The sequence below is a fragment of the Pseudomonas sp. BT-42-2 genome, from assembly GCF_025847435.2.
GTDB lineage: Bacteria > Pseudomonadota > Gammaproteobacteria > Pseudomonadales > Pseudomonadaceae > Aquipseudomonas > Aquipseudomonas urmiensis.
Genome location: NZ_JAOYTM010000007.1, coordinates 375,922 through 395,690 on the forward strand (window position 1 = coordinate 375,922; position 19,769 = coordinate 395,690).

Sequence of the window (19,769 nt, forward strand, 5' to 3'; positions counted from 1 at the left end):
ATTTAGGGGAGAACGACCATGAAACGTCTGCTGAGCACACTGCTGATCCTCGCCACCTTGCAAGGCTGCGGCCTGCGCGAACCGATGCCCGCCGAACAGGACACCGATTCGCCCACCCTGACCCCGCGCGCCTCGACCTACTACGACCTGATCAACATGCCCCGGCCCAAGGGCCGGCTGATGGCGGTGGTCTATGGCTTTCGCGACCAGACCGGGCAATACAAACCGACTCCGGCCAGCTCTTTCTCCACCAGCGTCACCCAGGGCGCGGCCAGCATGCTGATGGACGCCCTGAGCGCCAGTGGCTGGTTCGTGGTGCTGGAGCGCGAAGGCCTGCAAAACCTGTTGACCGAGCGCAAGATCATCCGCGCTTCGCAGAAAAAACCAGACGTTGCGCCTAACATCCAGAGCGAATTGCCACCGCTGCAGGCCGCCAACCTGATGCTCGAAGGCGGCATCATCGCCTACGACACCAACGTGCGCAGCGGCGGCGAGGGGGCGCGCTACCTGGGTATCGACATCTCCCGTGAGTACCGGGTCGACCAGGTCACGGTCAACCTGCGCGCGGTCGACGTGCGCACCGGCCAGGTGCTGGCCAACGTCATGACCAGCAAGACCATCTACTCGGTCGGCCGCAGCGCCGGGGTGTTCAAGTTCATCGAGTTCAAGAAGCTGCTCGAAGCCGAGGTCGGTTACACCACCAACGAGCCGGCCCAACTGTGTGTGCTCTCGGCGATCGAGGCGGCGGTGGGGCATTTGCTGGCCCAGGGTATCGAGCGGCGGCTGTGGCAGGTCGAAGGCAGCGGCGACAAAGCGACGGTGGACAAATACCTGAGCCAGTACCAGGAGCAATGAGGTGGCAAGCCCGCTCCCACGTGAGCAAAGCCCAATACCGACTGGCGTGGGAGCGGGCTTGCCCCGCGATGAGGCCCGAACTGATACAGCAAAGGAACAAGTCATCACCTGCAGACTCCATAGAAAGCAGCCAGACTGTGCAAACCGACTTTTTTGGAAGTACCCGCCATGCTTACCAGCCTGCTGATCTTCCTGCTGACCCTCACCGCCATGGAAGCGGTGGCCTACCTCGCCCACAAGTACATCATGCATGGCTTCGGCTGGGCCTGGCATCGCTCGCACCATGAGCCGCGCCAAGGCTGGTTCGAAAAGAACGATCTGTACGCGCTGGTGTTCGCCAGCCTGGCCATCGTGCTGATCGCCCTGGGCAACCTCGGCTGGTATCCGCTGCAATGGATCGGCGCTGGCATGACGGCCTATGGCGCCTTGTACTTCATCGCCCACGATGGCCTGGTGCACCACCGCTGGCCGCTGCGCCTGGTGCCACGCCGGGGCTACCTCAAGCGCTTGTACCAGGCGCACCTGATGCACCATGCGGTGCAGGGCAGGCAAGGCTGCGTATCGTTCGGTTTTCTCTACGCGCCGCCTATCGACCGTCTGCGGGCACAGTTGCGGGCGCGTCATGGCGGGCCGCTGCGGGCGTCGGGTGAGGCCGCGCCCACAGCCCAGGGTCGCGTGCTGGGTAACGACGCAGGCGGCAACTGAGGGCGCGCCACAGGCCGCCAGCGACAGCGCGCAGTTTCTCCCATTTCGAAGTCGACAGCCGGCCATCCCAGGCATCGGCACCTGCCTTGCGCACCTTTAGCCCGATCTGCCGATACACCAGCGCCGCCGTCGCCACTGCCCACGCCGAGCGCCAGGGCAGTGCCGGTAACCCGGCTTGGGCACTGAGGTAGTAAGGCTCGGCGTGTTCGACCAGGCGTTGCGCCAGTTGCGCCAACCTGCGGCGATAGCGCTTATCGGTCAGCCTGTCGCCAGGGATGGCGAGCTCCTCCAGCCACTGCTCAGGCAGGTAGCAGCGCCCGACCTGGGCATCGGCGACGATGTCGCGGGCGATGTTGGTCAATTGCATGGCCAGGCCCAAGTCGCAGGCGCGGTCGAGCACTGCCGGGTCACGCACGCCCATCACCCGCGCCATCATTAGGCCCACCACCCCGGCTACGTGGTAGCAGTAGCCCAATGTCTCGTCCAGGCTGCGGTAATGCTCGCCGGCAACGTCCTGGGCGAAGCCGGCCAGCAGGTCGAATGCCTCCTGGCGCGGGATGCCATGCTGCCTGGCAACTTCACGCAAGGCGGCGAATGCCGGCTGCTCGATCGGGGCATCGCGACAGGCGGCGTCGGTCTGCACTTGCAGCTCCAACAGGCATTGCAGGGCCAGCGCTGGAGCTTGCACGCTAGCCTCGTGGCCGGCCTGTTGGCCGTCGATGACATCGTCGCAGTGCCGACACCAGGCGTATAGCAGCATCGCACTGCGGCGGGTGTTGGCGTCGAACAAGCGCGCGGCGGCGGCGAAACTCTTTGAGCCGACGGCGATACTGCGTTCGGCGTGGGCGAGTAAGGGGTCGTGGCTCATCGGTGCAGATCCTCCAGCATCAGCCCAGCGGTGGCCTTGGCCGAGGCAATCACCCCAGGCACGCCCGCGCCAGGGTGGGTGCCGGCACCCACCAGATACAAGTTGCTCAACTGCGCATCGCGATTATGCGGGCGGAACCAGGCACTCTGGGTGAGGATCGGCTCCAGGGAAAACGCCGAGCCCACGTGCGCATTGAGCTGGTCACGAAAATCCAGCGGGCTGAAGGTGCGGCAGGTCACCAGTGACTCGCGCAGCCCCGGCATGTAGTAGCGCTGCAGATAGGCCAGGATCCGATCACGGTAGCGCGGGCCCTCCCGCTCCCAGTCGACCGGCGCGTTGCCCAGGTGTGGCACCGGTGCCAGCACGTAGTGACTGGAGCAACCCGGCGGCGCCAGGCTGGGGTCGGTGGCGCAGGGGCTATGCAGGTAGAGCGAAAAGTCCTCGGCCAGCCCCGGCCCGCTGAAAATTTCATCGATCAGCGCCTGATAGCGCGGCCCGAAGCACACGGTGTGATGGCGCAGCTGTGGCTGCGGACGGTTCAGGCCAAAGTGCACGACAAACAGCGAGTTGCTAAAGCGTTTGCCCTTGAGCCGTCGGCCCTCCTGCTGACCACGCGGATGCGCGCCGAGCAGTTCGGCGTAGGTGTGTACCACATCGGCATTGGAGGCCACGGCATCAGCCTGCCAGTGTCGACCATCGTGGCTGCGGGCACCGGTGAGGCGGCCAGCTTGGACGTCGAAAGCGGCGACGTCGGCATTCAACTCCAAGGTGCCGCCCAGGTCTTGGAACAGTTTCACCAGCCCCTGCACCAGGGCGCCGGTGCCACCGCGTGCAAACCACACCCCCCACTGCCGCTCCAGGGCATGGATCAGGCTGTAGATCGAAGAGGTAGCGAACGGGTTGCCGCCCACCAGCAGGGCATGGAACGACAAGGCCTGACGCAGCCTGTCGTTACCCACGAAGCGGGCCACCATGGCATACACGCTGCGCCAAGCCTGTAACCGCGCCAGCTGTGGACCGGCCTGCAGCATGTCGCGAAATGACAGGAACGGCACCGCACCGAGCTTGACATAGCCCTCGTCGAGCACCGCCTTGGAGTAGGCCAGAAAGCGCCGGTAGCCAGCCACGTCAGCGGCATCCAAGGCATGGATCTGGCGCTCCAGTTCATCCTGGTCGTTGCCATAGTCAAAGCAGGTGCCATCTTCCCAGCACAGCCGATAGAACGGGCTGACGGGCAGTAGCTCGACATAATCGGCCATCGGCTTGCCGGCCAGGGTGAACAGCGCCTGGATCGCCGTGGGGTCGGTGATCACCGTGGGCCCGGCATCGAAAGTGAAACCCTGGTCGTGGTAGACGTAGGCGCGGCCACCGGGTTGGTCACGCTTTTCCAGCAGCGTCGTATTGACCCCGGCGGCTTGCAGGCGAATGGCCAGGGCCAGGCCGCCCAGGCCTGCGCCGATAACCAGTGCTGTTTTCGCTTGGCTCATTGTGGCTCCTCGAAGTGCCGGGGTGAGTGGCGCAGTGCCGCGCGCAGGGCTTGCCCGACCGGCACCGGCGGCTTGCCCGAGAGCAGCCGCAGGCGGTCGCGCCAGGTGCTTTGTCCAGCATAGAAACGGGCGATCAGCGCCTCTGGAAGCTGATAGAAACGCTGCAACACCTGCCAGCGCTGTTCAGGCCGACCGGCCAGGAACAGCATGCGATTGAGCAGGCGGTAGAAGCCTTGGTCATGCCAGCGATCACTCAGGTAGTGCTTGAGGTTGTGCGTCAGCTGGGCGGCCTCATCGAGCGGTTGGGTCGCTAACCAGTCTGCCAGGCGCACCGCTTCGGGCAGCGAATAACCGGTGGTGCAATGAAACAGCCCGGCACGCAGCCCCGACAGCGGTTGATTGCCTTGCTCGGCCCACCAGCGGGGGAAGTCGCCGGCCAGGGTAATCGGCAGCACGCCCTGTTCTTCGCGCAGCACTTGCGCTACTGCCCAGCCGTGTGCCTGCAGGTAATCGGCAATGTTGGCCCGTAGCAGCTCGGGCGCGGGCGGGTCACGCTCGACGTAGTGAGTATCTTCAACCAACAGGGTGTCGGCAGTGAACGGCAGGACATAGACGAATCGATAGCCCGCGCCCTGGGCCACGCGCGCATCCATCACTATCGGTGCCAGCAGGCCATGTGGCTGGCGTAGGCGCAGCACCTGGCCGAGAAACGCCTGCCGGGCCAAGATTCGCTGGCTGCTGGGCTGCGCGCCGCGACCGTCGATGACAATCCGCGCCTGCAACTGCTCGCCAGTGTCCAGGCGCACCTGGCTGGGCCCCAGCGCCTGGATCTGGCAGCCGGTACGCAGGGCCGGCCCGAGCACTGGCGTGATGATCTGGGCAAAGCGCTCGCTGGTGATGCTCGCATAGCCGCTTTGCAGCCTGCGGGACAGCTGTGGAAAGTGCACGTGATAGGCCGGCCAGCGCTTGACCACTAGCGGCTGCAGCCACTGTTGTTGCTGGTGGTCGAGGTCGTGCTGGTGAAACGACCAAGTATGGTTGCCGCCAAGGCTGTCTTGCTGTTCCAGGCACACTACATCCAGCTCGGGTCGCAGCTGACGCAGGCGCCAGGCGATCAGGCCATTGGCCAGGCCGCCGCCAGCCAGGATCAGGTCATGGCTCATAAAGGAGCCTGCGCCAGCACAGGCTGCCCGGTACGCACGGCCGTCTCGATGATATCGGCAGCCAAGCCAACGCCGCCGGCCTGGGCCAGCTCGGCTTGCAGCGGCGCCAGGCCGGGCATCGGCTGCTCCAGCAGATGCGCCAAGGCTGCGGCAATCGCGCTGACCCCGGCCCGCCGTGACAGCGCCAGGCCCAAGTGGTGATAAACCACGCGCGCCGCCACCCCAGGTTGATCGAAGGCGATCGGTAATACCAGCAGCGGCGTCCCCGCCCCCAGCGCATCCATCACCGTGTTCAGCCCGCCATGACTGATCACCACGTCGGCGCGGCGCACCGCCCACTGCTGCGGGGCAAAATCAGTGACCACCGCAGCGCCCATTTGCAGCAAGCGCGCCTGTTGCGGCACATCGAGCCCGCCACAATGGGCGATCAGCAGTTGCACATCGAGCAGGCGACAGGCTCGGGCAATGCGCGCGAACAGGCCGAAGCGGTGACCTTGCAAGGTGCCCAAGCTGGCAAACACTACGGGTTTGCGCGGATCGAGCGGCCAAGCGCCAGGCGCCTGTGGTTCGCTGTTGCGCAATGGGCCGACGGCATGAAAATGCGCGGGCAAGGCCTGGCGCGGAAAGTCGAAGCCGGCCAGGGTCTGGCTGATCTGCGCCAAGGGCGAGAGGTAATCTTGCAAGCCCCCGCGCGTGGGCAAGCCGAGGCGCTGTGCGGCAGTTTCCAGCACTTGGGTCAATGGCCGCATCAGCCAGTCATGCACATCGGTGCTGCCCTGATACAGCCGTTGGCTGCGTGGGTCGTGGGCGTACTTGAACGGCATGACCGGCAACGGCACCCCCTCTTCACGATTGATGGGCAAGGCGCAGGCAATCGATACCATGGGCAAGTGCAGCGCCTCGGCGACCAAAGCACCGGCCGGCTCCATCTGGTCACTGAGCACCGCGTCAATGCGCTGCTGTTGCAGCGCCGCGGGTAACTGCGCGCAGAGCAGGGCGCTGGTTTCTGCCAACTGGCGGATCAGCCGGCGAAGACGCCAGGGGGGGCTGGGATTGGCGGCCAGCTGGAGCGCCTGATCGAGGCTACCGGCAGGCCGCTGGTCCAGGCCTACCGGGCAAAAGGCGATGCGCGCATCGTCGAGCCAGCGCTGGCTGTCGCACTGATGAAAAAACGTCACCTGGTGGCCGCGCTGCAGCAACGTCCCGGCCAGCGCTTGCAGCGCTTTGAAATGGCTAGGGTAGGGCGGCGCTACCACCGCGAAATGGCTCATGGCAGGTCCAGCTGGTTGCCCAGCAGCCGCGCCCGACGCAGCTCGAGCAGATTGCGCGATCCGGTACAGAAACAGGCAATGCGCAACTGGCGCAGGACAATATCGAAATGCTCCACCACCGCGTCGCTGGACTGGGTGGCAGCCTGCAACACCCCAGCCGCCTGTCCGACCAGATCGGCGCCCAGGCGAATTGCCTTGGCTGCATCGATGCCATCACCAATGCCCCCAGAGGCGATCAGCGGCAGATTTGGCAAGGCTCGGCGTACAGCTAGCAGGCACTGCGCCGTGGGGATGCCCCAATCGGCGAAGGCCATCGCTACGGCGCGATCGGCCTCGGTTTGCGCCCGGCGCGCCTCGACCGCAGCCCAGCTGGTGCCGCCGGCGCCGGCCACATCGATCATGCGCACCCCGGCTTCGACCAGCGCGCGGGCCACCGTCGGCGAGATTCCGGCGCCGACCTCCTTGACGATCACCGGCACCGGCAACTCGCCAGTCAGCGCCGCGATCCGTGCCAGCACCCCGCGCCAGTCGCGATCACCCTCTGGCTGCACCGCCTCCTGTAACGGATTGAGGTGGATGATCAGCGCGTCCGCTTGCAGGCTGTCGACGGCACGGCGCGCCAGGTCCAGGCCATCTGCCTCACTCAACTGGGCGGCGCCCAGGTTGGCCAGCAACGGGATATCCGGCGCCAAGCGGCGCAGCTCGCCGGTCAGCCCTTGGTCATGGCCGCTACGCAAACTGACCCGTTGCGAGCCGACCCCCATGGCGATGCCCAGTGCTTGCGCGGCCTCGGCCAGATGCTGGTTGATGAAGCGGGCGCGCTCGGCACCGCCGGTCATCGAGCTGATCAGCAATGGCGCGCGCAGGGCGATGCCCAGCAGCGAGCTGCTTAGGTCGATTTCGTCCAGGGCCAGTTCAGGCAGGGCGCAGTGCTCGAAGCGGATCGCCGACCAGCCTGGATCCTGGCGTAACTGCGCCGGATCAGGCGCCAGCACGATGTCCAGGTGGTCGTCCTTGCGTTGACTGAGGAAGCTTTTCTTCATGCCGGCTCCGGTGCCTGGGAATCATTGAAGGGCAAGCGGGGTCATTGCTTAACGTTAAGTTGTACAACGTTAGCCGCTTTGTACAGCTAAGCTCAAAAAACGCTATAGCGTCAGGCCACGACTGCTGACAGTCGTTCCATTTCACCTGCGGCCCTGGTGCCGCGCTGAGCAGAAGAGGCAAGGATGACGACCATCGCACCACCGCTCCCGGCCGCCGACACCGGCCTCACTGGGCATATCGCCGCCTTGCAGCATGCGCTGCAGACCCGGCTGGATGAGCTGCTGCCGGCAGGCCAGGAACGTGACCTGCTGGCTGCGGCCATGCGCGCAAGCACCTTGGCCCCGGGCAAGCGCCTGCGACCGCTGATGCTCCTGCTCAGTGCCGATGGCCTGGGGGCATGCCCACGCGCGGCACTGGAACTGGGCTGTGCGGTGGAAATGGTGCATGCCGCATCGTTGGTGCTGGATGACCTGCCGTGCATGGACGACGCAGCGCTCAGACGAGGCCGGCCTACGCTGCACCTGGCCTTTGGCGAAGACGTGGCGATCCTTGCCGCCATCGCCTTGCTCTCGCGCGCGTTCGGCCTGGTCGCAGGGATCGAAACCCTGCCGGCGGCGACGCGTACTCGCCTGGTGTCGATCCTTGCCGAAGCGATTGGTGCGCAAGGCTTGGTCAAAGGCCAGCTGCAGGATTTGCGCGAAGGCAGCCAGCCACGTAGCGCGCAGCAGATCGCCGAGACCAACCGACTGAAGACCGGGGTGCTGTTTGCGGCGATCATGCAGATGGCGTGTGAGATTGCTGACTCACCGCAAGCGGTGCGTGAGGCCTTGCTGCATTTTGCCGGTGAGCTGGGGCAGGCGTTTCAGCTGTATGACGACCTGCGCGATCACGACCCTGGCACTGGCAAGGATCAGGGCAAGGATGCGGGTAAATCGACCCTGGTCGCCGTGTGCGGCGAGACCGCGACCCGCGAGCGTTTGTTGGCGCATTTGCACTGTGCCGAGCGGTGCCTTGAACAGGCGTTCATGGGCGAGCAGGCCTTGGCCAGTCTGGTGCGGCGGGTGTTTGGTTGTGTTGAAACAGGACGAACTTGAGGGGCTGCACCCGCGAAGGGCACACAAGCCCTACAGGCGCTTTATGCTGTTCACTCGAGATGTTGGGGCCGCTTTGCGGCCCCACTATCAAAAGGTATAGGCAATCCCCGCCTGCACCGTGCGCGGCGCACCCGGGTAGACGTAGGTGTTGAACGCCCCTTCGTCATAGCCCTTGTTGAACAGGTTCTTCACATCCAGGTTCAGCCGCACATGCTCATTGAGCTGGTAGAAGCTCAGCAGGTCGACCACGCTGTACTGCGCCATGGTGTAAGTCTGCGCCTGGGTCTGGCCGGCGCGATCATCGACGTATTTGACCCCCACGCCCAAGCCCAGGCCTTTGGCCAGACCATCCTGGAACTCATAGGTATTGAGCAGGCTGAAGCTGTTGCGCGGAATGTTGGCCAGGCGGGTGCCGGTGGGCAGGCTGGTGTCCTTGGTGACCTCGGCATCGACATAGGCATAACCGCCAATCACCCGCCACTCAGGGGTGAGGTTGCCGGCGACATTGATGTCCAGGCCACGGCTGCGCACTTCGCCTGCGGCAACCTTGTAGGCATCATCCTGCGGGTCGTTGGCCAGCACGTTCTGTTTGACGATGTGGTACACCGCCGCATCGATGCTCAGTTGTTGGTCAAGGGCCTGCCACTTGACGCCCAACTCATACGACTTGCCTTTCTCCGGGTCGAAACCATCACCCTGGCGGCTGGCACCGCTGTTGGGCTTGAACGAGCGTGCGGTGTTGGCGTACACGGCAAGGCTGTCGGTCAGGTCATAGATCACGCCAAAACGCGGCGTCACTGCGTTGTCCGCCGCTTGCCAGCCCTGGGTGTTGGGCAGGTAGTTGTCGTAGTCGTGCTCGAAACGCTCCAGACGCACCCCGGCCAACAGCTTCAGGCGCTCGGTTAGCGCTACCTGGTCCTGGATGAACGCAGCCCAGGTCTTGAGGTGCTCCTGATCATGGGTGGTGGTGCGGCTCAGTGCCGGGCGGGGCTGGCCCAATACCGGGTCGAACAGGTCGATGGGGTAGGCACCGGCACCTGCGGCCGAGCGTTGGATGATCGATTGGTAGTGGTAATCCTCGTACTCGATGCCGGTCAGCAGGGTGTGGGCAAAACCTGCGGTGTCGAAATGGCCGGTGAGGTTGAGCTGGTAATCGCGGTCACTCCATTGCAGTTTGCGGTAGTTGAAGTTGCGCCCCAGGGTGCGCCCATCGGCCTGCAAGGCATTGGCTTCGACGGCATTGCCTTCGAGGGTGCCGTGCAGCCACTGCATGCCGCCGGCCAGGGTCCAGTTGTCGTTGAGCAGATGCTCGAAACGGAGCTGGGCCATGTTGTTGTCGTTGTGCAGCAGGTTGTCGCTGCCTGTCTCCCAGATGTTGGTATCACGCGAGGCGCTGCCGCGCTGGGTCGGATAGCGGGTTAGCCCGCGGTCGAGCGGGTGGTTGTTGCGCATGAAATCGCCCTCGAAGACGATCTTGGTGCTATCGCTGACTTGCCAGCTCAGCACCGGTGCAACGTCATAGCGCTCGCTGTCGACATCATCACGGAAACTTTCACCGCCCTCGCCAAGCACGTTGAGCCGGTAGGCCAGGCGGCCGTCCTCGCTCAGTGGCCCGCTGGCATCGAGGGTGGCGCGCTGCATGCCTTGGTCGTCGACCTGGCTGCCCAGGGTCACCCTGGGCTCGGCCAACGGTTGCTTGCTGACCACGTTGAAGGTGCCGCCAGGGTCGCCGCGACCGTACAGGCTGGTGGCCGGACCACGGATCACTTCCAGCCGTTCGACGGTATTGGCATCGGGCGCGTTCGGGTAGCCGCGGTTGATCGGGAAGCCGTTGCGGTAGTACTCACCGGTGGTGAAGCCGCGCACGGTCACGGTGGTCAGGCCCTGGCCACCGAAATTGTTTGCCCGACCGACGCCGCCAGCGTAGTCCAGGGCATCCTGCAAGCGGGTGGCTGCGGTGTCTTCAAGGACATCGCGGGGCACCACGCTGATCGACTGCGGCGTCTCATGCAGCGCGGTGTCGGTGCGCGTCGCACTCGCCGAGCGCGTGGCCCGGTAGCCAACCACCGGCCCATCGGCACGTTCGCGCTCGCTGGCCGCATCGATATTGACCGCTTGCAGCTCAACCGGCTGGGCGGCTGCCGATTCAGCCAGGACCGCTGGGGAAACTGCATTGAGAAGGCAGAGTGAAACGAACGCACGACGCATGGACGATACGATCCTTGGGGGTGGGAGAGGGCCCGGATCATATCTGGTAGCAATTATCATTTACAGTGGTATTTGGTGTACCGTCGTACCAAATTCCACGTCCGGTCACATAGCGAATATCAAATGAGACAAAATGGGCTCAATGCAGCCGCACAGGCCCCTGGACGATGTGTCCGGGGCCTGTGCGGCTGCTTGTGCAGGCTTGGGTTGTGCTTGGTGGTGCTGGGGCTTGCCTCGCGATGAGGTCCGCGCTGCCAGCGCAGCAATCAGTGCGGCGCGCGCACGATGGTCTTGAGCAGGTCTTCCGGGCTGATATGCCCAACCACCTGAGCCACACCACTACCTGGGGTCGGCAGATCGATGATGTGCGACTTCATCTTGCCCACTACATGCATCTCGCAGGGCTTGCAGTCGAACTTCAGGGTCAGCACTTCATCGCCCTGAATCAGCTGCATCGGTGCTACCTTGGTCCGCACGCCAGTCACGCCCTTGGCCTGCTTGGGGCACAAGTTGAAGGAGAAGCGCAGGCAGTGCTTGGTGATCATCACCGGTACTTCGCCGTGTTCCTCGTGGGCCTCGTACGCCGCGTCGATCAACTGCACGCCATGGCGATGGTAGAAGTCGCGGGCCTTCTGGTTGTAGACGTTGGCCAAGAACGACAGGTGCGACTCCGGATACACCGGCGGCGGAGTGGTCTCGGCTTTACGCCCGCCACGAGGGTGAGCCTTGACCCGTGCTGCGGTCAGCGCCTCGATCGCCTCGCGGCGCAGGGCTTTGAGCTGTGAGTTGGGGATGAAGAACGCCTGCGGCGCATCCAGCTCGATGGCAGTGGCGTGGTACTGGGTGGTACCCAGCTGGCCGAGCAGGTCATGCAATTGCTCTAGTGCCTGCTGCGGCTTGTTGGCCTCGCCAAACGGGCCATCCAGTGCAACGCTGACGCTGACGCCTTCCTCACTGGTCGCGTTCAGCTCCAGGCGCGCTTGGCGCAGCTGTGCTTTCCACGCCACGCCCACGCGGCGCTCAGCGGAGGTGCGCTGCAGCGCCAGCTGCCAGTTGTGATCGAGGTTGCGCGACAGCGGGTGATTGGGGCGCAGGCGGTGCATGCCGTCAGGCATCTCGTTGGGCTCGACGCGGTAGCGGTAACGCTTCTGGCCATCTTCCTCGAACTCGCCCTTGGGCTCGGCGATGTTGGCGCGGAAGCCCACCACTTCGCGCTTGACCAGCACATTAAGGCCATCGCCATTGCTCAGCGGCACTTCAGTGACCACTTGCAGGTCGCGCTTGCCGACCTTTTCCACCACGCCCACGTGCAGGCCAGTGAAGGTAGGCGAGTCGAAGGCACCGATATCGATCTTGCGTTCGCTGACAAAATAGTCGGTGCTGCCGCGGTGGAAGGTCTTGTCCGGATCGGGCAGGAAGAAGTGCTCGGTGCGGCCGCTGGAGGCGCGGGCCAGGGCCGGGCGGTCTTCCAGGATCGCATCGAGCTCCTTGCGGTAGTGAGCGGTGATGTTCTTGACGTAGGCCATGTCCTTGTAGCGGCCCTCGATCTTGAACGAGCGCACGCCCGCGTCGACCAGGTCGCGCAGGTTGGCGGTCTGGTTGTTGTCCTTCATCGACAGCAGGTGCTTCTCGAACGCCACTACTCGGCCCTGATCATCCTTGAGGGTATAGGGCAGGCGGCAGGCTTGCGAGCAATCGCCACGGTTGGCGCTGCGCCCGGTCTGGGCGTGGGAGATGTTGCACTGGCCGGAGAAGGCCACGCACAGGGCACCATGGATGAAGAACTCGATGGCTGCATCGGTTTCGCTGGCGATGGTGCGGATTTCTTGCAGGTTCAGCTCACGGGCCAGAACCAGCTGGGAGAAACCGGCCTGGTCGAGAAACTTGGCCCGCGCCAGGGTGCGGATGTCGGTCTGGGTGCTGGCGTGCAGCTCGATCGGCGGGATGTCCAGCTCCATCACCCCCAGATCCTGGACGATCAACGCATCGACCCCGGCGTCGTACAGCTGATGGATCAGCTTGCGCGCAGGTTCCAGTTCGTTGTCGTGAAGGATGGTGTTGATGGTAGTGAACACCCGCGCATGGTAACGCCGGGCGAACTCCACCAGCTCGGCGATCTCGCCGACTTCGTTGCAGGCATTGTGGCGCGCGCCGAAGCTAGGGCCGCCGATGTAGATGGCATCAGCGCCGTGCAGGATGGCCTCGCGGGCAATCGCCACGTCGCGGGCAGGGCTGAGCAGTTCCAGGTGATTCTTTGGCAGGGACATGTCGTTATATTTTCGGGCTGTCACGGTTTAGGCGCGCATTGTAGCGGTGAAATGGCTTGGCGGCACCCTTGGGCTGCCCGGTGGGGCGCTGTGACCGGCCCTGTTGTTGGAAAGGTCTGTCGCTGTAATGGCTACAGTCTGTCTTCAGCAGCTGGCGCTGTGCGCGACTCAATATCGATCGCTGTCGGCCATTGAACCCTTGGGGCGATGCAGTGAATCGGGCTCAACTGCGAATCATCGTTCCAGTCTCGGGGAGGGTGGACGAACTCGGGCAGGGCCTGTGGGCCTTGTTGCATGAACAGCTGGGCAAGTGCCCAGTACTGCTTTCCTTGCTCGATATCGTGGGTGAAAAACAGGCGGTCGATTACTTCTTCGGTGCCGGGTTTGATCACCGAAATCACGACGTTTTCGATTAGACCGCCATTACCCATCGGTGCGTATACGCTGCAGGCTTCGGCGACCAGGTCATCCCAGTCGTAGACAACCGGGCGTATACCCCAGCGTTGTCGGCTGAATAGGTGGAATCGGTCAAAGTGGTATTGGTAGAAATAGACTTTGCGGCGTAGCCGGTTGAAGCGGATGGGTTCGTCGCGGGGGAGTTGAATGTCCATTCGTATGGTAGGGATAATTAGCCAGTAAAGGATGGCGCCGCCTCCAATACATATGAGAGCGAAGCCTGGTTCGAATGTGTCTATAAGGAGAATATAAGCGATGAATAACAATGTGGCTGTGAGGTAGAGAAGCATGAAACTACCGCCAATAATCCCTTTACCTCTCATTCTCAATGTTGATCTGGGTAGCTCGAGATAGACGAGGTTGACATGGTTGGGCGAGAGCTTTAAAGCATCCGTATCAATGCGCAAAGTTGGCGTTTCATTGGATCTAGGTAGGTCGTACTTCCATCCTAGAGGGCGACGAAACTGCGTAGGAACTTTCTGTGATTGCGCCGCGGAGGGCTTAAGGCGAAGGGAGGGGCGGGGGATGAGTGGGGGCTGATGGCATGAGCTGGATCAGCCCAGCGGGTGATGAGCTAGGGAGCGATGGAGCAGCTCTGGGGCGGCCCAGACCCAGAGCACAATCGCTTAGAACTGATACTCCAACCCAGCTCCGGCATACCACGAGCGCCCCGGCGCGGCTTCGTAATAGCGGCCATTGCCATCGCCAACGATCACCGAGCCGACGTACTGACGATCGAGCAGGTTGTCCAGGCGCACCAGTTGATGGAAGGTCCACGGCCCGAACTGTTGCTCAAGGCGGGTCCGCCAGTTGAACACCGCATAACTGGGAGCCGCGTGCTGGTCATTGGTGTCCTCGACATAGACCTTGCTGCGGTACTGCCCCTCAAGCCCCATGCTGATACCGGCACGCGGTTTCCATACCAGCTCGCCGAATACGCTGCTGCGCGGCACGCCCGGTAGGTGGTTACCTTTATCGATGGTGTTGCTGCCCTGGCTGAACGCTTCGTCATAGGTGGCGTCGAGCAGGGTGTAGGCAAGGTTGGCCTGCCATTGCTCGCTCAGTTCACGCTGGATGCCCAGCTCCAGGCCGCGGCGCAGGGTTTTGCCGGCATTGTGGTAGCTGGTGCGGCCGTCTTTGGAGCTGTCGACCACGATCTCGTCACGGGTGTGGATCTCGAACACCGCGACATTGATGCGGGTTTGTTCGTCAGGTCGAGCCTTGAGGCCCAGCTCGTACTGGGTGCTGGTGGAGGGCTTCAAGCCGAAGTTAAAGCCTTCCACCGAGCCTGGCGCATAGGCCATTTCCGCCTGGGTAGGCGTTTCGAACGCTTTGCCTGCACTGATGTAGCCGTGCAGGTCAGGGGTAAAGGCATACATCACCGACAAGGTCGGGGTGGTGCGTTGGTATTTCTTCGAACCGCTGGCGTCGCCGTTGCTGAGGAAATGGTCATTGACCTCCATCTCCATGCTGCTATGGCGCACGCCAGCGTCGACAGTCCAGCGCTCCAACTCCCAATGGGCTTGCAGGTATGGGTCGAGGCTGGTGGCGGTGTCCTGTTCATCGCGGCGCAGTTCGCCTTTGACGCCCAAGGCGTCGCCGCTGAAATTCTGGTAGCCACGGCGGTCGTCGCGACTACGGTCGTAGTCGGCCCCGGCGGTCAGGGTCAGGGCGCCGAAGGCGACATCGACGGGCTGGATCCAGCGCAGGGTGCCGCCGTGGAACTCGCGGTCGAAGTCGACCACGCCGCCGCCGCGATTGTTCGCCGGGGTGCCTTTGGGGATCGACAGGTATTGAATCACGCTGCGTTTGCCGGCATACAGATTGAACTGCAGGGTAGCCTCGCCGAACGAGCGTTCGTAGTTCATGCCCACTTGTTGATGGTGAATGCTTTTGCGCGTGTCGTATTGCTCGGCCCGGTTGCTGACCGAACGCGGATCGTGCTTGTAGGCCTCCCAGGTCTGGCCGAGTGGATCCTGGGTGCCATTCTGTTCCAGGCTGCTGAAGATCAGCGCCAGGCGGCTGTCGTCATCGGGGCGCACATGCACCTTGGCAAAGGTCTGGTCACGGCGCGCGGCGCTGTGGTCGCGGTAGCCGTCGGTGTCCAGGCGCGAGGCGTCGAGGACGAACCCGGCCTGGTCGTTGCCGCCTTCGCCGTACAGGTGATTCTTGTTGAAACCGTCGCTGCCGACGGTGGTTTCGAGGCCAACCTTGGGCGGCCCGGCGCCGTCGCGGGAGAACATCTGGATCACCCCGCCGGCGTTACTGCCGTAGATCGCCGAGGCCGGGCCGCGCAGTACTTCGATGCGCTCGGCGACGTCGAGGTTGAGCGACGCCGCCTGGCCCTGGCCATCGGGTGTGCTGGCCGGGATGCCGTCGCTGAGCAGCTTGATCCCGCGGATGCCGAACGCAGAACGTGCGCCGTAGCCGCGGGAAGAAATCTGCAGGTCCTGGGCGTAGTTCTGGCGGTTCTGCACCACCAGGCCAGGGACGCGGTTAAGCGCTTCGGACAGATTCACCCCGAGTTGGCCGTCGGCAATCTGCCCGCGCTCCACGGTGTCGATGGAGTAGGGCAGGTCGAAGCTGGGGTTGGGGGCATAGGTGCCGGTGACCACCATCGGTTCGAGCAGGGTGAAGGCAGTGGGCGACGCTGCGTGAGCCAGAGAGCAAAGGCCGAGGCTCGGGAGCAAGAGGTAGAGGTGGCGAGGCATGGGGCTTCCTGCTGTGTAGCTATTGAATATCCTGGTTGCCGGTACCGGCGCTATCGGGGGCAATCCGGCAAAGGCTACGCACCGTGGGAGCGGGCTTGCCCCGCGATAGCGCCGGCACTGGCGACAAACCAATCAGCCCTTGGCCGCCATCGCAGTCACTTCCACGCGCATGCCTTCCACTGCCAGCGAAGCGACGCCCACTGCTGCGCGCACCGGCCACGGCTTGCTGAAGAAACGCTGGTAGACCTCGTTGAACGCCGGGCGATCAGCCATGTCGGTGAGGTAGATGGTCAGGTGCAGTACCCGATCGATCGAGCTACCGGCACGTTCCAGGGCCACCTTGAGCGCTTGCAGGGTGCATTCGCTTTGCTCGACGATGCCGCCCAATTCCAGGCTGCCGTCGGCACGGGTGGGGATCTGGGTGCTCACCAGCAGGTTGCCGAAGCCGGTAACGTCCGAGGAAATCGACTCTGGATCCGGATCTGGAATGTAGGTGATATCTGCGTTTGCCATGGGAATGCTTGCCTTGCAACGGAAGGAAAGGCGCAAGCCTACTTGAGCGAAACCGGTCGGTCGAGCCGCCTGGGCATGTCCGCTCAGCCAGGGAAATTGAAATGCGCGGCATTGACCGGCAGAATCGCGGCCATTTGGCCGAGCGCGCTGTGTCGGTCGTGCAGAAGGATCAAAGCTTGAACGTACAGACATTGTCGATGCGCCTGGAACGTGTGGCGGCGCATGTGCCCGCCGGCGCGCGGCTGGCCGATATCGGCTCGGACCACGGTTACCTGCCAGTAGCGCTGATGCTGCGCGGGCGCATCGAGCACGCGGTGGCCGGGGAGGTGGCGCTGACGCCGTTTCATTCCGCGCAACGCAAGGTGCGCAAGCATGGCCTTGAGCAGCAGGTCAGCGTGCGCTTGGCCGATGGCCTGGCAGCCATCGAGCCTGCTGATCGGATCACCACGGTGAGCATCTGCGGCATGGGGGGCGAGACCATGTGCGAGATTCTTCAGCGTGGCAAGCATCACCTCAGCGGCGAGGAGCGGCTGATCTTCCAGCCCAATGGCGGCGAGCGCGAGCTGCGCACCTGGCTGATGGAAAACGGGTACCAGATCGAGCAGGAGGAGCTGCTGCGAGAAAATCGCTTCGATTACGAGATCATCGTGGCCGTGCCCGGCGCGGGCAGTGTCTACAGTGCTGAGCAACTGTTCTTCGGGCCGCGTCTGCTGCAAGCGCGCAGTGAAGCGTTTCTGGCCAAGTGGCGGCGGGTGCTACGTCAGCGCCAGCAGACCTTGGCGCACTTCGAACATGCCCAGGAGGTCCCGCAGGACAAGGCGCGGGAGTTTTCCAAGCAGGTTGCGTGGATTACCCAGGTGCTGGGGTGATTGAGCATCGGCGGCAGGCCAGTTACATCTGCGAGCAGTTGCCCATTTCCCGGTAGTTGACCTCACGCCGCTGGCCTTGATGGTCGACATAGACCATGTGCGCAGTGCCCACCTGACAATCGGCGATGTTGCTGGCCGGGGTGATGGAGATGACCTTGGCCACATCCAGCGGCATGCCGTATTCGTAGTTCTGAGCACTGGAGGCCACGGGTTGGTTGGCAGCTGGGTCTGCGTACGCGCCAACCGAGGCAAGGGATGCGAACAGTGCAAAAAGGGCGATCGAGGCTTTCATGACGGGCTCCTTGAGACGTTTTACCAATGATGTATTCGTTGGTGATACACAATAAAGGGGCTATCCCGTGATAGATTCCTGCCTGGGACGTACGAATAAGACTGAAAGGAGCGGACTTTCATGGACATGCTGCATGCCATGCGAACCTTTGCCCGGGTGGTGGAGTGCGGCAGTTTCGCTGCCGCTGCCAATGCGTTGGATATTTCTGCGGCGCAGGTCTCGCGCATCGTCGCCGAGCTTGAGAACCAGCTGCAAACCCGCTTGCTGCACCGCACCACCCGGCGCTTGCGCATGAGCGAGGCGGGGGAGCGTTTTCTGGAGCGCTCGCGGCAGATCATGCTGCTCACCGAAGAGGCCATGGATGAAGCCCGCGGTGCCCACCTCACGCCGCGTGGCCGGCTGCGCTTTCACTCCACCCACGGCTTGGGCATGTTGATGATGCCGCTGGTGGCGGCCTACAAGGCAGCGTGTCCGGAAGTGGTGATGGAGATGACCCTGTCCCAGCGCAACCCCGATCCGCTGGACGAAGGTCATGACGTGGTGCTCACCGTTGGCCGTGGGTTGCCAGACTCGCAACTGATCGCCATCCCGTTGGGCAGCATCTACAGCATTCTGTGTGCCTCGCCCGACTACCTGGCGCGCCATGGCGTGCCGCAGCGCCCGCAAGACCTGCATGAACATGTGTGCTTGCGCATGGGCGATCCGTTGTTCGAGGAAGACTGGGCGTTCGAGCAGACCCCGGACAATTACGTCATCCTGCCGCAGGACACCTTCCTGACCAATGTGGCCGATGCGATGCTGCAGGCCACTGAGCTAGGCATGGGTATCGGGCTGATTCCGTATTATTCGGCGAGCAAGTCGATCGAAGAAGGGCGCTTGTGCCGGGTGCTGGCACCGCACCGGCTACGCCAGCGGGAGATTTATGCAATCTATCCGTCGCGCCATTATCTGGATGCCAAGGTGCGCACTTGGCTTGATTTGCTCAAGGAGCAGTTGCCGGTGATGTTCAAGGCCAATGAGCAGCTGGTGGATGATCCGCAGTACTGGCGCTGAGGGTTCTAACGCCGGACAAGTCGCAGCGGCGCACTGACGCTGCGACTTGCCCGGTGATGAGGGGTTTACCGCCGACTCTATAGGTGCCGATGGTCATGGCCATGTCTTCTGCGGCTAGGTCGAAACACGGCAGTTAAGCCAAGTCAGGCTCAGCGGCTGTCGCTGTCTTCACTGGTCCCGCCAGAGCTGCCAGCACCAGTGCCGGTGGCCTCGCCGGTGTTGTTCGAGCCGCCAGTGGTGCCATCTGCGGCATCAGAGTCGGTGCCGGTATCGCTGCTGTCGTTGTCTTTGCCTCCTGGGCTGTTGACGCTGCTGCCGTCACCTGCGGTTTCACCTTTGGGGTGATCGCCGGAAGATTGATCGGCGCTGGGCGTGCTGCTGTAAGGGTCGTTGGCGGCGAAGCCGGCGGTGGAGGCCAGCCCTAAGCACAGGGCAAGCAGCAGTGGGAGAGGGCGAATGCGGACCATGGTGAGTCTCCTGTAAGGATGATCGTCATGGTTTCGGCTGCGCAGCGAGGGGCAGGGTGCCCGGCAGGCGACGGGCGGTCGGGGTTATAGGATTCGGCTTTTTGTACTGTTAGTGCCGGCCTCTTCGCGGGCAAGCCCGCTCCCACAGGTACCCTGCCGCTCTAGCTGTTGGCGGTGGGCCTGTGGGAGGGTGTCCAGCAGGCGATGTGCGGTCGGGGTTTTGGGTTCGGATTTTTGTGCTGTCAGTGCCGGCCTCTTCGCGGGCAAGCCCGCTCCCACAGGTACCGCGCCGCTCTAGCTGTTGGCGGTGGGCCTGTGGGAGGGTGCCCGGCAGGCGATGTGCGGTCGGGGTTTTGGGTTCGGATTTTTGTGCCGTCAGTGCCGGCCTCTTCGCGGGCAAGCCCGCTCCCACCTGCTCACCGCCAACCGCAAGAGCGGCGCGGTAC

General features: G+C 63.5%; 17 protein-coding genes. 5 read left to right on the forward strand and 12 right to left on the reverse strand.

Going from position 1 to position 19,769, the window contains the following annotated elements; genetic code table 11:
- Window positions 1–18: 18 nt before the first annotated feature.
- Together OIU19_RS08390 and OIU19_RS08395 are read left to right on the forward strand one after the other, a co-directional pair.
- Entirely contained in the window at window positions 19–855 is an 837-nt protein-coding gene (locus OIU19_RS08390) for a CsgG/HfaB family protein (RefSeq protein WP_264234628.1), read from the forward strand.
- 168 nt (window positions 856–1,023) lie between these two features.
- Window positions 1,024–1,560, forward strand: coding sequence for a sterol desaturase family protein (locus OIU19_RS08395; RefSeq protein WP_264234629.1), 537 nt, complete (start codon window positions 1,024–1,026; stop codon window positions 1,558–1,560).
- Here the strand turns inward: OIU19_RS08395 and OIU19_RS08400 are convergent.
- Genes OIU19_RS08400 through fni form a run of 5 tightly spaced genes read right to left on the reverse strand, consistent with a single transcriptional unit; the run spans window position 1,442 to window position 7,392 of the window.
- Window positions 1,442–2,428, reverse strand: a complete 987-nt coding sequence (locus OIU19_RS08400; RefSeq protein ID WP_264234630.1) for a phytoene/squalene synthase family protein — start codon at window positions 2,426–2,428, stop codon at window positions 1,442–1,444. The two genes, OIU19_RS08395 and OIU19_RS08400, sit on opposite strands and share 119 nt — an antisense overlap.
- Complete coding sequence (locus OIU19_RS08405) at window positions 2,425–3,915, reverse strand: phytoene desaturase (protein ID WP_264234631.1); 1,491 nt, start codon at window positions 3,913–3,915, stop codon at window positions 2,425–2,427. The genes OIU19_RS08400 and OIU19_RS08405 overlap by 4 nt, the downstream gene beginning before the upstream one ends.
- Window positions 3,912–5,078, reverse strand: a complete 1,167-nt coding sequence (gene crtY, locus OIU19_RS08410; RefSeq protein WP_264234632.1) for a lycopene beta-cyclase CrtY — start codon at window positions 5,076–5,078, stop codon at window positions 3,912–3,914. The genes OIU19_RS08405 and crtY overlap by 4 nt, the downstream gene beginning before the upstream one ends.
- Entirely contained in the window at window positions 5,075–6,349 is a 1,275-nt protein-coding gene (locus OIU19_RS08415; RefSeq protein WP_264234633.1) for a glycosyltransferase, read from the reverse strand. Before OIU19_RS08415 ends, crtY begins: the two co-directional genes overlap by 4 nt.
- Complete coding sequence (fni, locus tag OIU19_RS08420; protein ID WP_264234634.1) at window positions 6,346–7,392, reverse strand: type 2 isopentenyl-diphosphate Delta-isomerase; 1,047 nt, start codon at window positions 7,390–7,392, stop codon at window positions 6,346–6,348. Before fni ends, OIU19_RS08415 begins: the two co-directional genes overlap by 4 nt.
- A 183-nt stretch (window positions 7,393–7,575) precedes the next feature.
- Here fni and OIU19_RS08425 point away from each other — a divergent pair, with 183 nt between their 5' ends.
- Window positions 7,576–8,487, forward strand: coding sequence for a polyprenyl synthetase family protein (locus OIU19_RS08425; protein ID WP_264234635.1), 912 nt, complete (start codon window positions 7,576–7,578; stop codon window positions 8,485–8,487).
- A gap of 87 nt (window positions 8,488–8,574) precedes the next feature.
- Here OIU19_RS08425 and OIU19_RS08430 read toward each other — a convergent pair whose 3' ends face one another.
- The 5 genes from OIU19_RS08430 to OIU19_RS08450 form a co-directional block, all read right to left on the reverse strand.
- Entirely contained in the window at window positions 8,575–10,695 is a 2,121-nt protein-coding gene (locus tag OIU19_RS08430) for a TonB-dependent siderophore receptor (RefSeq protein WP_264234636.1), read from the reverse strand.
- A 266-nt stretch (window positions 10,696–10,961) separates the two neighbouring features.
- The gene (locus OIU19_RS08435; protein WP_186553245.1) at window positions 10,962–12,962 is read right to left on the reverse strand and encodes a U32 family peptidase; all 2,001 of its coding nucleotides are present in this window, start codon (window positions 12,960–12,962) and stop codon (window positions 10,962–10,964) included.
- 131 nt (window positions 12,963–13,093) lie between these two features.
- Window positions 13,094–13,825, reverse strand: a complete 732-nt coding sequence (locus OIU19_RS08440) for a DUF6708 domain-containing protein (RefSeq protein ID WP_264234637.1) — start codon at window positions 13,823–13,825, stop codon at window positions 13,094–13,096.
- 219 nt (window positions 13,826–14,044) lie between these two features.
- Window positions 14,045–16,129: a TonB-dependent receptor gene (locus OIU19_RS08445; protein WP_264234638.1), complete on the reverse strand. Its 2,085-nt coding sequence runs from the start codon at window positions 16,127–16,129 to the stop codon at window positions 14,045–14,047.
- Window positions 16,130–16,261: 132 nt separating this feature from the next.
- Window positions 16,262–16,642, reverse strand: a complete 381-nt coding sequence (locus OIU19_RS08450) for a RidA family protein (protein WP_264234639.1) — start codon at window positions 16,640–16,642, stop codon at window positions 16,262–16,264.
- Window positions 16,643–16,818: 176 nt separating this feature from the next.
- Here OIU19_RS08450 and OIU19_RS08455 point away from each other — a divergent pair, with 176 nt between their 5' ends.
- Complete coding sequence (locus tag OIU19_RS08455) at window positions 16,819–17,511, forward strand: class I SAM-dependent methyltransferase (RefSeq protein WP_264234654.1); 693 nt, start codon at window positions 16,819–16,821, stop codon at window positions 17,509–17,511.
- A 22-nt stretch (window positions 17,512–17,533) separates the two neighbouring features.
- Here OIU19_RS08455 and OIU19_RS08460 read toward each other — a convergent pair whose 3' ends face one another.
- Window positions 17,534–17,803 carry a DUF2790 domain-containing protein gene (locus tag OIU19_RS08460; RefSeq protein ID WP_264234640.1) on the reverse strand — a complete coding sequence of 90 codons (270 nt, stop codon included), beginning with the start codon at window positions 17,801–17,803 and terminating at the stop codon, window positions 17,534–17,536.
- Between the two features lie 120 nt (window positions 17,804–17,923).
- Here OIU19_RS08460 and OIU19_RS08465 point away from each other — a divergent pair, with 120 nt between their 5' ends.
- Entirely contained in the window at window positions 17,924–18,856 is a 933-nt protein-coding gene (locus OIU19_RS08465) for a LysR family transcriptional regulator (protein WP_264234641.1), read from the forward strand.
- Between the two features lie 149 nt (window positions 18,857–19,005).
- On the opposite strand, the gene OIU19_RS08470 is transcribed toward OIU19_RS08465, so the two are convergent.
- A complete protein-coding gene (locus OIU19_RS08470; RefSeq protein WP_264234642.1) occupies window positions 19,006–19,323 on the reverse strand; it encodes a hypothetical protein in 318 nt (105 codons plus the stop codon).
- Window positions 19,324–19,769: the final 446 nt, after the last annotated feature.

Coding starts and splice junctions, on each gene's coding strand:
- OIU19_RS08460 (WP_264234640.1), bottom strand. CDS start 17,803: ATGAAAGCCTCGATCGCCCTTTTTGCACTGTTCGCATCCCTTGCCTCG.
- OIU19_RS08465 (WP_264234641.1), top strand. CDS start 17,924: ATGGACATGCTGCATGCCATGCGAACCTTTGCCCGGGTGGTGGAGTGC.
- fni (WP_264234634.1), bottom strand. CDS start 7,392: ATGAAGAAAAGCTTCCTCAGTCAACGCAAGGACGACCACCTGGACATC.
- OIU19_RS08450 (WP_264234639.1), bottom strand. CDS start 16,642: ATGGCAAACGCAGATATCACCTACATTCCAGATCCGGATCCAGAGTCG.
- OIU19_RS08470 (WP_264234642.1), bottom strand. CDS start 19,323: ATGGTCCGCATTCGCCCTCTCCCACTGCTGCTTGCCCTGTGCTTAGGG.
- crtY (WP_264234632.1), bottom strand. CDS start 5,078: ATGAGCCATGACCTGATCCTGGCTGGCGGCGGCCTGGCCAATGGCCTG.
- OIU19_RS08430 (WP_264234636.1), bottom strand. CDS start 10,695: ATGCGTCGTGCGTTCGTTTCACTCTGCCTTCTCAATGCAGTTTCCCCA.
- OIU19_RS08425 (WP_264234635.1), top strand. CDS start 7,576: ATGACGACCATCGCACCACCGCTCCCGGCCGCCGACACCGGCCTCACT.
- OIU19_RS08405 (WP_264234631.1), bottom strand. CDS start 3,915: ATGAGCCAAGCGAAAACAGCACTGGTTATCGGCGCAGGCCTGGGCGGC.
- OIU19_RS08400 (WP_264234630.1), bottom strand. CDS start 2,428: ATGAGCCACGACCCCTTACTCGCCCACGCCGAACGCAGTATCGCCGTC.
- OIU19_RS08390 (WP_264234628.1), top strand. CDS start 19: ATGAAACGTCTGCTGAGCACACTGCTGATCCTCGCCACCTTGCAAGGC.
- OIU19_RS08445 (WP_264234638.1), bottom strand. CDS start 16,129: ATGCCTCGCCACCTCTACCTCTTGCTCCCGAGCCTCGGCCTTTGCTCT.
- OIU19_RS08435 (WP_186553245.1), bottom strand. CDS start 12,962: ATGTCCCTGCCAAAGAATCACCTGGAACTGCTCAGCCCTGCCCGCGAC.
- OIU19_RS08415 (WP_264234633.1), bottom strand. CDS start 6,349: ATGAGCCATTTCGCGGTGGTAGCGCCGCCCTACCCTAGCCATTTCAAA.
- OIU19_RS08395 (WP_264234629.1), top strand. CDS start 1,024: ATGCTTACCAGCCTGCTGATCTTCCTGCTGACCCTCACCGCCATGGAA.